Consider the following 13814-nt stretch of genomic DNA (forward strand, 5'->3'; position numbering starts at 1 on the left):
GGAGAAATCACGATCGGCGCACCCGTTCCCCGATCCCGTGCCTGATCCCGTTCGCCGATCCCGTTTCCTGTTCCCCGATCCCTGGGAGTGCCCTCATGGCCCTGCTGACCTTCGAACTGCCCGACGGATCGACGCGCGAGGTCGATGTCGTCCAGGTCCTCAACGCCGGGTACGCCGGTCGCAGCCAGGACGACGTCGCCGCGCACGTCGCGGAGCTCGCCGAGCTGGGCGTGCCGGGCCCGTCCGTGACGCCGGCGCTCTACCCCGTCTCCCCGTACCTCGCCCAGCAGACCGAGCGGGTCGCGGTCCAGCACGGCCGCACCTCCGGCGAGGCGGAGTGGGCGCTGGTCGTCGCTCAGGACGGGGAGCTGCTGCTGACCGCGGCCTGCGACCACACCGACCGCGATCTGGAGGTGCACGGGGTGGCGTGGAGCAAGAACGCAGGGCCCGACGTCCTCGCCCGCCGCGCCTGGCGCCTGGCCGACGTGGAGTCCCGCATCGACGAGCTCACCCTGCGCGCCTGGGTCAGCCACGACGGCACCGAGACCGAGATCCAGACCGGGACGCTCGCCGAACTCCTCACCCCGGGCTACTGGGTCGACGTCCTGCGGTCCCGCGGCGAGCTGACGCCCGGGACGGTTCTGATCTCCGGCACGATCCCGATGGCTCCCGGCGTGGACCAGTTCGCCGAGGGCTGGCGCGTCGAGCTGGCCGACCCGGCGGGCGGCGACACCATCGGCCTCGCCTACGACGTCCGTCCCATGCCGCAGCCCATCGGCTGACACGGCGGGAGGGCGGGCCGGTGTCCCCGGCCCGCCCTCCTTATGGGTGCTGCACTTCGGGGCTGCCTATGGGTGCAGCCCCGACAGGCTTCGCCTCGACACGCGTCGGCTCAGCCGAGCTTCGCCGCCTGGGCCTTGATCAGGGCGGCCGGTACCTCGTAGTCGGAGACCTTGGCGTCGTCGGCGAACGCCGCCAAGCTGATCGAGTAGTACGTGGCGATCGTGTTCCCGTGCCGCGCGACCTCCGCGTGCACGACCGGGCTGCCCTCGGAGTCCGCGGTCACCGCGAACGCCAGCGACTCGTCGCCGTTCCCGGAGGCCTTCTCCGCCTCGACCTTCTTGAACTTCTCGGGCTCGTCCTTGGCCGTGGCCGTGAAGCCGCCGCCGCAGCCCTCGATCGCCGCGGAGAGCGAGGACATGGTCTCCTTCGCACCGTTGCCCTCGTACGAGGACAGCGCGACGATGGTGATGGTCGAACCGAGGACGTCGTTGATCGAGTTCATGGCGTCCTCCATCTCCTCCTCGGTCATGTCATCCAGGTTCTTGGTGGGGGACGCGCTCGCCTTGGCCGTCGGGTCCTCCTGGGCCATGCGGTTGACCGCCGCGGCCGAGTCGCCCGGAGCGAAGCCGGTGAGGACGTACGCGACGGGCTCGCACTTCTCGTCGTCGACCTTGATCTCCTCCTTGGAGGAGGCGAACTGCTCGGACTGGTCGGCCGGGCCGACCTTGAAGCCCTTGACGTCGGCCGTCGCGATGATGAGCTTCTCCAGCTCACCCTTGGCGAGGGTCTTCGCTGCCGCGGCCGGCTCCTTGCCCGCGGCCTTGTCGTCCTTGCCCGATACGGAGTCGGAACCGCTGTCGGAGCAGCCGGTCACCAGGGCGAGCGAGAGGACGGACACAACGGCTGCGGCGCCGGGACGCGGCAGCGCGAGTCTCTTCATTATTCGAATGTTCCTTCGGTGGTATTGCGGTGAAGCTGGGAGTCTGAGGGCCGGTCAAGAAAACGTCAAGCCGGTTCAGGAACGGCATACTGCTCTGCACCGACGGACAACAGGGACGACAGCCGCCGACCCTCCCCGCGGCTTCCTGTGGAGAGAGGTGACGGGCGTGGGCCTGGATCTCGACGGGCGTGCGCACGCACGCCAGCGGTGGGCCGCGCGCGGTGCCCTGGCGGCCGCCGGCCTAGCCGTACTGCTGCCGATCGGATTCGCCGGGGCCGCGAGCGTGCTGCTCGTGGTGATCGGCGTGCTCGGTACGGCGGTCACGGTCGCCGCGCTCTGGTGGGTGCTGTCCCTCCGGGGGCCGGCCCGGGCCGCGGCGGGGGTGCTGGCGCTCGCGACGCCCGCCACCGTCATCGGGCTCTTCGCCGCCGCGAACCTGCTGTGGGTCGTCGTGGTGTCCCTGGCGCTCTGGGGCTTCGCCGTCTGGGCCGGGAAGTTCGCGCTCAGCCTGACCAAGTCGCACGCCGTGCGCGTGTCCGAGCACCGGACGCCCGCCCCCGCCAGGCCCTTCCTCATCATGAACCCGCGGTCCGGCGGCGGGAAGGTCGAGCAGTTCGGGCTGAAGGAGAAGGCCGAGCGGCTCGGAGCGCGCGTCCATCTCCTCGACCCCGAGAAGAAGGAGGACGTCACCGAGCTCGCCCGGGGGGCCGTCGCCGACGGGGCCGATCTGCTCGGCGTCGCGGGCGGTGACGGCACCCAGGCGCTGGTCGCCGCGATCGCCGCCGAGCACGACATCCCGTTCCTCGTCGTCTCCGCCGGGACCCGCAACCACTTCGCCATGGACCTCGGACTCGACCGGACCGACCCCGCCACCTGCCTCGACGCGCTCACCGAGGCCGGCGTCGAGGTCCGTGTCGACCTCGGCTTCGCCGGCGGCCACCCCTTCGTCAACAACGCCTCGTTCGGGGCGTACGCGGTGGTCGTGCAGAGCCCCGAGTACCGGGACGACAAGGTGCGTACGACGCTGGAACTGCTGCCGGAACTGCTCACGCACCAGCGGGGTCCGCGGCTGACCGCCCGGATCGAGGAGAAGGGCGGGACCGCGGGGACTGCCGGGACCGGCGGTACGGGTGGGACCGGCGGTTCGGGTGGCGGGGCGGAGGCTGCCGGGGTGGCCGTCATCGACGCGCCGCAGGCCCTCCTCGTGAGCAACAACTCCTACCGCATGGACGATCCGGCGGGCCTCGGCTACCGCGAGCGGCTGGAGTCCGGTCTGCTCGGTGTCCTCGGCATCAAGGTGGAGAACGCGGCCGAAGCCGCCGGGCTGCTCCTTGGAGTGCACTCCACCGGGCTCACGGTGCTCACGGCCCGCGAGGTGGTCGTCGACGCCGACCTCCCCGAGATCGAGGTCGGAGTGGACGGCGAGGCCTTCGTCCTGCCCACCCCGGTACGGTGCCGTATCGAGCCCGGCGCGCTGCGCGTGCGCGTCCCCCGGAACCGGCCGGGCGTGCCGGAGACCAAGCCGCCGATGGACTGGCGCCGGCTGCGCAAACTCGCGGCGGCGGTGGGCCGTACGGCACTCCCCAAGCACCGGGCCCTGCCCAGGAACGAGCCTCTGCCCGAGAACCGGACCCCGCCCACGGCGTGACGCACACCGTGCCCACCGCATGACCCACGGCATGACGTCGACAAGCTCAGGCCCCGCACGGTACTGATGGGGCATGAGCGATGACGGGGGGCGGTTGATCGGCGGCCGTTACCGGCTGGCCGAGCGCATCGGCTCCGGCGGCATGGGCACCGTATGGCGGGCCGTCGACGAACTCGTGGAGCGGGACGTCGCGGTCAAGGAGCCGCGGCTGCCCGGCGATCCGCAGGACGCGGCCCACCAGCGCGCGTACAACCGGCTCCAGCGGGAGGCGCGGGCGGCCGCGCGCGTGGAACACCCGGCGGCCGTCGCCATCCATGACGTGGTCGTGGAGGACGGACTGCCCTGGATCGTCATGGAGTTGATCCGCGGCGAGTCCCTCCACGAGGTACTGCAGCGCGGCGCGCTCCCGCCCGCCGAGTGCGCCCGGATCGGGCTCGCCGTCGTGGGCGCGCTGAAGGCCGCGCACGCCAAGGGCATCGTGCACCGGGACGTGAAACCGGCCAACGTGCTGCTCGGACAGCACGGCCGCGTCGTACTCACCGACTTCGGCATCGCCCACATCCAGGGCGAGGAGTCCATCACCATGAGCGGGGAGTTCGTGGGCTCCCTGGAGTTCATCGCCCCCGAGCGCATGTCCGGCCGCGGCGCGGGTCCCGCCGCGGACCTGTGGTCCCTCGGCGTCTGCCTGTACGCGGCCGTCGAGGGCTGGTCCCCATTCCGGCGTACGACGCTGGAGTCCACCCTCGCCGCGATCCTGTCCGGCGAGCCGCCGGAACCCAAGCAGGCGGGGCCACTCGGCGCCCTGATCGTGCGGCTCCTGGCGAAGGACCCGGACGAGAGACCGGCCGCGGACGAGGTCGTCGCCGTGCTGGAGGCGGTGGCGGATCGGTGGCCGGTTCCGGCTCCGGTTGCGCAGGGGGAGCTGACGGTTCCTCAGGATGCCTCCGAGCTAAGGGAGTTCGCGGACGATTCGGGGACGGTACAGCTCGTCAGACCTCCCGCCTCGGACGAGGCACGGGAGAAGCCGAGGTCGTCGGAGCCATCTGAGCTGTCTGAGTCGTCCGAGCCATCCGGGTCGCCCGAGGAGCCTGAGGCGTCCGCGTTGTCCGGGTCACCCAAGGCTGCGGCGGCAGCGTCTCGGCCGGAGTCGCCCGCCCGGCCGGAGTCGCTCGCCCGGTCGGATGCGGCCACCTCCTCGGAGGCGGACACTCCCTCCGAGCCTCCCGCCCCGTCGGAGGACACCCGGGCCGAGTCCATCCCCGTACGGCCCGTACGCCCCCGGCGTAAGCGCTCCACCGCGCTCCTCGTGGCCGGAGTCCTGGCCGGTGCGCTTCTCGTCGCGGGTGGTGTCTGGGCCGGGAACTCGCTCACCGACGACAGTGCGACCGCCGTGGAGGGTGAGCCGTCGGTGAGCCCGAACTCGCCGACCACCAGGGACAGTTGGGTCGCCCACGAGGAGGAGGACCTGAACGCGGTCCTCTCCCTCCCCAGGCAGTACGTGCGCTTCCACGAGCAGGGCGGCCCTAACGACCAGCCACGCATGGCCATCTACGACAACGACGAGGTCATCCAGGTCCGCCTGACCCAGTGGGACAAGGCGCCGCGCTCGCCGATGGGCCAGGCGAAGGACTCGGCCGAGACGTGGGCCGGATACGGGCAGTCGCAGACGCAGTACACGACGACGTCCTTCCACGGGAACGAGGCCGTGCTCGTCGACACGACCTACGAGACCGAGGGGAGGCTGGTGCGCGTCATGGAGCTGATGATCCTCACCGACGACAGCCGGCTGTACGAGCTGCGTGTCGACATGCCGAAGGGGACGGCGGACGAGAAAAGGGGCACGGAGGTGTTCAAGGGGGCGCGCGACCGGCTGGAGATCGGCGGGTCGAGGAAGTGGTCGCCGCGCTCCGATTTTTCGGCCGGTTCCTGATCGTCGCCGGACAACCCCCTGATCAGGCCATTCATTGCCAGTGATCGCTGGCGTCGTGTGTGCACTCGGTGAATCCCTATTACCGCCGGGTACCCAAAGCGGCGGGCCCGGGCATACGCTGCGGGCCATGACCGACTCGCAGGCCCCGGCACAGGCCCCGGAAAAGACCGGCACCAACCCCCTCGCGCCCGCCCCCGAGGGCGCCCGCACGGCTGCTGACGTGGTCACGCCGGAGCTGATCGCACAGCTCACGCGTGGCGTGGTCGGTTCGGGCCGCACCGCCAACCACACGCCGTTCACGGGCGAGAAGCTGGCCGACCTGCCCGAGTCCACCCCCGAGGACGTGGAGCGGGCCTACGAGAAGGCCCGCGCCGCCCAGGCCGTCTGGGCCCAGACCCCCGTCAGGCAGCGCGCCGCCGTCCTCCTCCGCTTCCACGACCTGGTGCTCGCCCGCCAGGCCGAGGTGCTGGACCTCATCCAGCTGGAGACGGGCAAGGCCCGGCTGCACGCCCACGAGGAGGTGCAGGCCGTCGCCGTGGCGGCCCGCCACTACGGCCGCAAGGCCGTCTCCTACCTCAGGCCCAAGCGTCACGCGGGCGCCGTGCCGGCCCTCACCAAGGTCACCGAACTGCGCCACCCCCGGGGCGTCGTCGGCCAGATCGCCCCCTGGAACTACCCGCTGGAACTCTCCGTCGGCGACGCGATCCCCGCCTTCGTCGCGGGCAACGCCGTCGTGATGAAGCCCGACACCGAGACCTGCCTCACCGCCCTGTGGGCCCGTGACCTGCTGATCGAGGCGGGCCTGCCGGCCGACGTCTTCCAGGTCGTCCTGGGTGAGGGACCGGTCGTCGGCCCGGAGGTCGTCAAGCGCGCCGACTACGTCTCGTTCACCGGCTCCACCCGCACGGGCCGCGAGGTCGCCCAGAGCGCGGCGGCCCGGCTGGTCGGTGTCTCCCTCGAACTCGGCGGCAAGAACGCCATGCTGGTCCTGGAGGACGCCGACATCGACAAGGCGGCGGCCGGCGCGGTCCGCGCCTGCTTCTCGTCCGCCGGTCAACTCTGCATCTCCATCGAGCGGTTGTACGTCCACGAGTCGATCGCGGACGCCTTCGTGGAGCGGTTCGCCACGCGCACCAGGGCGATGCGGCTCGGCAAGTCCCTCTCGTACGGCGCCGAGATGGGCTCGCTGGTCGGCGAGCGCCAGCTGGAGACGGTGACCCGGCACGTCGAGGAGGCGGTCTCCAAGGGCGCCAAGCTCGTCGCGGGCGGTGTGGCACGCCCGGACATCGGCCCGTACTTCTTCGAGCCCACCATCCTGGACGGCGTCGAGGCGCCGATGGCGGTCTGCAACGAGGAGACCTTCGGCCCGGTCGTCTCCATCTACCGCTTCAAGGACGAGGACGAGGCGGTCGAACTCGCCAACGCCACGCCCTACGGCCTCAACTCGTCGGTGTGGACGAAGGACGGCCGCCGCGGCGCCAAGGTCGCGGCCCGCCTGCGCACCGGCACGGTCAACGTCAACGAGGGCTACGCGCCCGCCTACGGCAGCGTCCAGTCCCCGATGGGCGGCATGAAGGAATCCGGCCTCGGCCGCCGCCACGGCTCCGAGGGCATCCTCAAGTACACCGAGGCCCAGACGGTAGCCCAGCAGCGCCTGCTGCCCATGGCCCCGTCCCTCGGCATGGACGACGAGGCCTACGCCCAGTTCATGAGCCGCAGCCTCCGCCTGATGAAGGCATTCAGGTTCAGGTAAGCGCGCCCCGAAGGGGCGCGGGGAACTGCGCGAGCAACCACATACGGCCCGCACGGACACTCAACGAGGAGCACACGTGCCTCAGGACACTTACGACTACGACGTCATCGTGGTCGGCTCGGGCTTCGGCGGCTCGGTGACCGCCCTGCGCCTCACAGAAAAGGGCTACCACGTAGGCGTCCTGGAGGCGGGCCGCCGCTTCACCCCCGAGTCCCTCCCCAAGAACTCCTGGGACCTCAAGAACTACCTCTGGGCACCGAAACTCGGCATGTACGGCATCCAGCGCATCCACCTCCTCGGCAACGTCATGGTGCTCGCGGGCGCAGGCGTCGGCGGCGGCTCGCTCAACTACGCCAACACCCTCTACGTACCGCCGAAGCCGTTCTTCGAGGACCCGCAGTGGAAGGACATCACCGACTGGCAGGAGGAGTTGAAGCCGTACTACGACCAGGCCCAGCGCATGCTCGGCGTACGGCTCAACCCGACCATGACCCCCTCGGACGTCCATCTCAAGGCGGCCGCCCAGCGGATGGGCGTGGGCGACACCTTCCACATGGCACCGGTCGGCGTCTTCTTCGGTGACGGCGAGGACGCCGACGGAACCGCGAAGGCCGGGCCGGGCCAGCAGGTCGACGACCCGTACTTCGGCGGGGCGGGACCCGCCCGCAGGGCGTGCGCCGAGTGCGGTGAGTGCATGACGGGCTGCCGGCACGGCGCGAAGAACACCCTCAACGAGAACTACCTCTACCTCGCCGAGAAGGCGGGAGCGGTCGTCCACCCCATGACGACCGTCGTGTCGGTCACGGACGACTCGCAGGGCGGCTACGCCGTCACGACGCTCCCCACGGACGAGAAACGCAAGGGCGAGGGCAGGACCTTCAAGGCCCGCCGGGTCGTCCTCGCCGCCGGTACGTACGGCACCCAGACCCTGCTGCACCGCATGAAGTCGAGCGGCCAACTCCCGTACTTGTCCGGCAGGCTGGGCGAGCTGACCCGTACCAACTCCGAGGCCCTGGTCGGCGCGCAGACCGACAACCGCCGCTACCGCAAGGCCACCGGTGAGGCGAAGGTCGACTTCACGCGCGGAGTCGCGATCACGTCGTCGATCCACCCGGACGAGAACACGCACATCGAGCCCGTCCGCTACGGCAGGGGCTCCAACTCGATGGGCAGCCTGTCGATCCTCCAAGTCCCCTACACGGAGGGCTCGTCGAGGGTTCTGGGCTGGCTGGTCAACGCGGTGAGGCACCCCACCCTCGTGGCCCGGTCGCTCTCCAACCGCCGCTGGTCGGAGCGGACCATCATCGGCCTGGTGATGCAGTCCCTCGACAACTCCCTGACGACGTACCTGAAGCCGAAGGGCGCGGGCAAGGGTCTGCTCACGGCCAGGCAGGGCCACGGCGCCCCCAACCCCAAGCAGATCAAGGCCGCTTCGGAGTCCGCCTCGGCGATCGCCTCCGAGATCAACGGCTTCGCCGGCTCGAACGTCGGCGAGCTGATGGGCACCCCGCTGACCGCCCACTTCCTGGGCGGCTGCCCGATCGGCGCGTCGGCCGACGAGGGCGTCATCGACCCGTACCACCGGCTGTACGGACACCCCGGCATCTCGGTCGTCGACGGCGCCGCGGTCTCGGCGAACCTGGGCGTCAACCCGTCGCTCACGATCACCGCGCAGGCGGAGCGCGCGATGTCGTACTGGCCCAACAAGGGCGAGGCGGACCCGCGTCCGGCGCAGGGTGCCGCGTACGAGCGCCTGAAGCCGGTCGAGCCCCTCGCCCCCGCCGTCCCCACGGACGCCTTCGGCGCCCTGCGCCTGCCGTTCCTGGGAATCCCGACGGTCCCGCCGAAGAAGTAACCCTCGCAACCGGCGACCAGAAACGACGAAGGACCTGCACCCCCCTCCGAGCGCAGGTCCTTCGTGTCTTGCGTGAAGCGCATTACGCCTGACGCGTCCCGCGCCCCTTCAGGGGCGCGGGGAACTGCGCGACCGGCCCCCACCGACCCGCAGACGAATCACAAGCTCCCCGCGGAGCGCTCACGCTTACGCGTTCGCAGCAGCCTTGCGGCGGCGGACGACGAACACCGCGCCGGCACCGGCGACGACGGCTGCGCCGCCGACGAGACCGATGGTCGGCAGGGCGGAGCTGGAGCCGGTCTCGGCGAGGTTGCCGGTCGGCAGCTCGGAGACGTTGCCCTGCGGCTTCTTCACCGGGTCCTTGCCGTTGTCACTCGGGTCGGCGGTGCCCGGGTCGGGGTTGGCCGAGCCGGCCTTCAGCACCTCGAAGTCGTACTGCGCCCAGCCCTCGGCGATGCAGTCCTGGCCCTTGATGTTGTCCAGGTAGGCACCGGAGCCGAAGGAGTACGAGTCACCGGCCGGAGCGCCCTTGTCGACGCTGAAGCGCAGGTCGACCTTCTCGCTCGCCTTCGCCTTCAGGGACTCGACGTAGAAGAAGTAGTCACCGGCCCAGTTCTCGTCGCCGATCCGCTCCCACTTGCCGGACTCGGTGTTCTTGAACTCCAGCGTGACGTACGGGCTCAGGAACTTCGACTCGTCGAGCTCGTAGTTCTCGATCTCGGCGTAGAAGGCGACACCCTTGAGGTCGGCCTTCGAGTCGTTGGTGACGACCAGGTTGAAGTTGTGGAAGCCGTCGCCCGCGACGATCTTGCCGGGCAGACCCTTGATGTCCGCGGAGACCTTGGCGTCGCCGTAGTTCTCGTCGAGGTCCTCGCAGTACGGGACGTCCGGCTCGGTCGGGTCCTCGCTCGGCTCGGGCGTCGTGGACGGCGACCCGGTGGGCGACGTGCTGGTGCTCGGGGTCGGCGAGCCCGAGGGGATCTCGGTGCTCGGCGGCGTCGTCGTGGGCGTCGCGCTGGGCGTCGTCGTCTCGGTGGTGGACGGCGTCGCGCTCGGCGTCGTGGACGCGGACTCGGAGCCGGTGGGCGTCGGGTCGGTCGCGAAGGCGGCAGGAGCCGACAGCAGCGCGAGCGGAGCTATGACGGCCGTCGTGGCCGCGGCGGCCATGACACGGCGAAGCTTCATGAAGACCTCGGAGAGTCCGGCGTACCGCAGCGTTGCGGTACGAAAGGTTGGGAGGCCTCCGCGTGCGGGATACGCGGGTACGGCCGTTGGTTCCGCAAGTGAGACCTGTGACTCCTGTAAAGGGTTGTCCCCGAACTCACAGAATTTTTATGTGGGCTGGGTCACAGCAGGCCCGGACTTGTGAACTCCCTTGCGCACGCCTTAGAACTGTCCATCGTTTGTCTGTCGAGTAATCCGTCGAGCAGTTCGAAGAAAACGTCGATCCGCGGGTCGATCATGGGGGAGAGGCGCGAGCGCCATGGCCGAGAAGCCGTCGGAGAAGTCACCCGAGGAGCCCGGAGGGTCCGAGGGGTCCGGGAGATCCGGGCAGTCCGGGGAGCCCATACCGGACGATGTGTGGGCGCAGTTCGTCCAGGACAGCGAGCGGGACATCCGCACGTCCGAGGCACCGAAGGAGCCGTCCGCTCGGGCCCGCATGGTGACCGAACGGCTGCGGCAGCAGGAGGCGCGCGGCGAACTGCCCCCGGGGTGGCGCACCGGGCCCGCCTGGCAGGAGATGAACGGGCGCGCGGCCCGGCGCCGCAAGGTGTGGACGATCCTCGGCGTCGTGCTCGCGATCGTGGTGGCCGTGGTCGCCATGAAGCCGTCCCTGCTGCCGGGTGACCCGTTCGGCACCGGCACGGACACGGACGGGGGCACGCAGTCGGCGAACCCGCTGCCCGACGAGACCGGGACACCGACGAACGCCCCCTCCGACGCGCCCGGAACGCCCACGCTGGACAAGCCGTTCGCCGGCTCCCCGGCCGTGCGGTACGCCGACGGCGCGGCCGGAATCGTCCTGCCGGAGGCCAAGCCGGTCGGCGCGTTCGGCAAGGACCAGGTGGCCAAGGCCCTGGCGCAGACCAAGTCCCTGCTCGTCGACGCGAACCTCGACCGCAAGACCCTGCTCGGCGGCACCCCCGAGACCACGCTCGACAAGATCCTCGACCCCAAGCAGCCGGGCATGATCGACGACGCGAGGTCCTGGCTCCGCAAGCCAGGCAAGGACAGCGACCCGCTCTGGCTCTTCAGCCGCTTCGACCCGGACGAGGTGCGGCTCGTCGGCGACGTGGTCAAGACCCGTGGCCGTACGACCTTCAAGGCGGGGCCGGACGGTGGCGTCGCCATCCACGCCGACTACACCTTCGTCTACCCGCTGGCCCAGGCCGACCCGGACTCCACCGAGGTCTCCCGCACCATCGTCCGCCGCGTCCTCGACCTGGAACTCCTCAACCCGGCGAAGTACGAGGTCACCCCGGGCAGGCTCTCGGTCAACCGCCACGACCAGGACCTCGCCAACTCCGCCTGCGACATCTACGACGGCTTCCTGCACCCGCAGTTCGACTCGGCCGATCCCACGGGCGCGCCGCCGAGCGGGCCCACGACCGACCCGTACGACCGCAGCCGGGACATCGGGAAGTCCGGGACCGAAGAGTGTGGAACGGTGTCCCGGACATGAGTACGGACATGAGTACGGGCGTGGGCAGAAGGATCGTGCGGACCCTGGTGGCCGCATCGGTCGTGGCAGGACTCGGATGCGCTTCGGCGTGCGCGGGCGGCGACGACGACGGCGATGGCAAGGACAAGAAGGCGGCACGGGCGTCGGCCACCGGGCAGCCGGCCGACGCATCGAAGGAGAAGGCGAAGGGCAAGAACGGCGGCGGCGACGGGGCCGAGGACAAGGACCAGGACCAGGCGAAAGGGTCGAGCAAGGACTCTTCCGTCGCCCCGGACACGGACGAGTCCCTGACCCGGGCGCAGTTGAAGAAGGCCGCGCTCACGACAGGTGACGTCAAGGGGTACAAGGTCGAGGGGGCGGGATCCGCAGATCTCCAGGGGGCGTCCTCCCCGGCGAGTCCGGCCAAGTGCCAGCCGGTCGCCGACATGTTCCTGTTCGGCACCGACCCGGTGTCACGGACCTCTCTCAGCCGTGGCGTCACGGCCGAGGACGAGACGAGCGCCTCGGTGATCACGCTCGCGCTGCTCTCGTACGGGTCGGGCGAGGCCGACGACGTGCTCGCCGGGCTGCGCAAGGCGACGGGCGAGTGCACCGCGTACCAGCACGTCGGCTACAAGTACTCCGGGGTCGAGGCGCTGGCCGATCCGAAGCTGGGCGACGAGTCCGTCGCTTTCCGGCTGGTCGCCTCCATCGAGGGGGCGGAGGTCCCGGCCGCGTACACGGTCGTCCGCGACGGCTCGACGCTGGTGGCCTTCAGCTCGATGAACATGCTGGACGCCGACGAGGTCGAGGTCCCTGCCGAACTCGTCGAGGCGCAGCTCACCAAGCTGAAGAGGACGACCGCCTGACGGGACAGGACGGGACGGCACGGCCGGGGACACGGGACCGGCCGCACGGCGTGTCGGACAGGCGAAGGGCCCCGCGGGACAACCGCGGGGCCCTTCGTGGTCAGCACCGACGTCAGGGCAGCGCCGGTGCCTGCGGGACGGCGCCGGGGGGTGCGCCGTTTACTGGCTTGTCCGCCCGGTCGGCGCCCCGGCGCACCGGGGGAGTGCGCATGGTCTCGACCAATGGCGGTAAGACGATCCAATGCTGCTGTCTGTTGTGGGACTTGGGGGTGGTTCCAGACATCGTGCTCGATGGGCCACGGCCTCCGCAACCGTTTCGACCGCCCTTGCACAGATTCCGCCGGTCGGCTCCGGGCGTCCCCGGAGCCGACCTCTCTTGGGTGACCGGGCTGCTGTCCCCTGCCGTCCGGTCACTTCTCTGGAACGAGGTCCCACGGCGCACATCCGTACGCCTCATCGTTCCAGCGGAGCCACGCGTGGTTCTTCGGGCCCGCCCCTGGCTGACACGGACACCGGGACCAACGAAGCCCGCGGAGGGGCGGTCACGCGCCGTACGGGTGAGAGGACATGCGTACGTGCGTGCACCGGACGTCCGTCGTACGTGGATGTCGTACGCGGATCCCGCCCGTACTCAGCCTCCTCGGACGCGGTCTCCGCGGGCGGTCCTCAGACGCGGCCCCGGCACAGCTCCAGGAGCGTCATCGCGAGCGAGGTGCCCGGCCTGCCGAGCGCGTCCCTGTAGTGGCCGAGCACGTCCATCTCGCGGGACAGGTTCACCCGGCGGCCTCCGGAGGCGATCCGGGCCTCCTGGATGACCGCCGAGATCGCCATGCGCTCCTGGACGAGGCCGATGATCCGGTCGTCGAGGGTGTCGATGCGTTCGCGGGCGCCGGTGATGACGTCGGCGGCCTCTTCGGTACGGGCGCCGGTCCTGTCCGTGGCGGCGGCTGTGCTCATCTCGGGGGCTCCTCTTCGGGTGGGGTGCCCCGGAGCGGCAAGGTCCGGAAACCGCGAGGCGCCCCGGGCCTTGTCGGCCCGGGGCGCCTGGGAAGTCGCTTGTCAGTTGCTCAAGCAGCACGACCATGGCAGCCGGTGGGCCGGTTGCCATAGGTAAAGACGAAGGTCTCGTGCGTGAGCATGGAAGCAGTATGCCCGGCCACCGGCCACCGACCAAGCGCGCTCGGATACTGAGACGGTTTTCCTCGCCCCCGCCGCCCCTACCCATTCCCGTCCCTGCCTCAGGGGCTCCGCCCCCGAATCCCCGCTCCTCAAACGCCGGAGGGGCTGAAATACCTCAGGGGCTGAGTGGGGGGGGGGGGGGGGGGGGCCGCGGGGGGGGGGGGGAAATAGGCCGTGACGGCCGAGGGGGGATAA

At 70.6% G+C, this 13814-nt stretch carries 10 protein-coding genes; 7 read left to right on the plus strand and 3 right to left on the minus strand.

The features are described from left to right. The first annotated feature begins 95 nt into the window (after positions 1–95). Positions 96–782 carry a DUF2848 domain-containing protein gene (locus tag ACFWXQ_RS30495; RefSeq protein ID WP_383941767.1) on the plus strand — a complete coding sequence of 229 codons (687 nt, stop codon included), beginning with the start codon at positions 96–98 and terminating at the stop codon, positions 780–782. A gap of 110 nt (positions 783–892) precedes the next feature. Here ACFWXQ_RS30495 and ACFWXQ_RS30500 read toward each other — a convergent pair whose 3' ends face one another. After that, positions 893–1723 (minus strand): hypothetical protein, encoded by an 831-nt coding sequence (locus tag ACFWXQ_RS30500; protein ID WP_383941765.1) that lies wholly within the window; start codon positions 1721–1723, stop codon positions 893–895. Between the two features lie 166 nt (positions 1724–1889). Between ACFWXQ_RS30500 and ACFWXQ_RS30505 the strand changes: the two genes are divergently transcribed. The 4 genes from ACFWXQ_RS30505 (at position 1890) to ACFWXQ_RS30520 (ending at position 8909) form a co-directional block, all read left to right on the plus strand. Beyond that, positions 1890–3371, plus strand: coding sequence for a diacylglycerol/lipid kinase family protein (locus ACFWXQ_RS30505; RefSeq protein WP_383941762.1), 1482 nt, complete (start codon positions 1890–1892; stop codon positions 3369–3371). 73 nt (positions 3372–3444) lie between these two features. Further along, positions 3445–5301, plus strand: a complete 1857-nt coding sequence (locus ACFWXQ_RS30510; protein WP_383941760.1) for a protein kinase — start codon at positions 3445–3447, stop codon at positions 5299–5301. A 127-nt stretch (positions 5302–5428) separates the two neighbouring features. Further along, a complete protein-coding gene (locus ACFWXQ_RS30515; protein ID WP_383941757.1) occupies positions 5429–7054 on the plus strand; it encodes a succinic semialdehyde dehydrogenase in 1626 nt (541 codons plus the stop codon). 76 nt (positions 7055–7130) lie between these two features. Continuing rightward, a complete protein-coding gene (locus tag ACFWXQ_RS30520) occupies positions 7131–8909 on the plus strand; it encodes a GMC oxidoreductase (RefSeq protein WP_383941754.1) in 1779 nt (592 codons plus the stop codon). Positions 8910–9095: 186 nt separating this feature from the next. Here the strand turns inward: ACFWXQ_RS30520 and ACFWXQ_RS30525 are convergent, their stop codons facing one another. Continuing rightward, entirely contained in the window at positions 9096–10094 is a 999-nt protein-coding gene (locus ACFWXQ_RS30525; RefSeq protein WP_383941751.1) for an LAETG motif-containing sortase-dependent surface protein, read from the minus strand. Between the two features lie 298 nt (positions 10095–10392). Between ACFWXQ_RS30525 and ACFWXQ_RS30530 the strand changes: the two genes are divergently transcribed. Both ACFWXQ_RS30530 and ACFWXQ_RS30535 read left to right on the plus strand, forming a co-directional pair. Continuing rightward, positions 10393–11592, plus strand: coding sequence for a hypothetical protein (locus tag ACFWXQ_RS30530; RefSeq protein WP_383941748.1), 1200 nt, complete (start codon positions 10393–10395; stop codon positions 11590–11592). Next, the gene (locus tag ACFWXQ_RS30535; protein WP_383941746.1) at positions 11589–12440 is read left to right on the plus strand and encodes a hypothetical protein; all 852 of its coding nucleotides are present in this window, start codon (positions 11589–11591) and stop codon (positions 12438–12440) included. The genes ACFWXQ_RS30530 and ACFWXQ_RS30535 overlap by 4 nt, the downstream gene beginning before the upstream one ends. Positions 12441–13106: 666 nt before the next feature. Here the strand turns inward: ACFWXQ_RS30535 and ACFWXQ_RS30540 are convergent. Continuing rightward, positions 13107–13397, minus strand: a complete 291-nt coding sequence (locus tag ACFWXQ_RS30540; RefSeq protein WP_383941743.1) for a chorismate mutase — start codon at positions 13395–13397, stop codon at positions 13107–13109. Positions 13398–13814 lie beyond the last annotated feature (417 nt).

Origin of the sequence: Streptomyces sp. NPDC058697, from assembly GCF_042715345.1 — a bacterium.
Classification (GTDB): Bacteria; Actinomycetota; Actinomycetes; order Streptomycetales; family Streptomycetaceae; genus Streptomyces; species Streptomyces liliifuscus.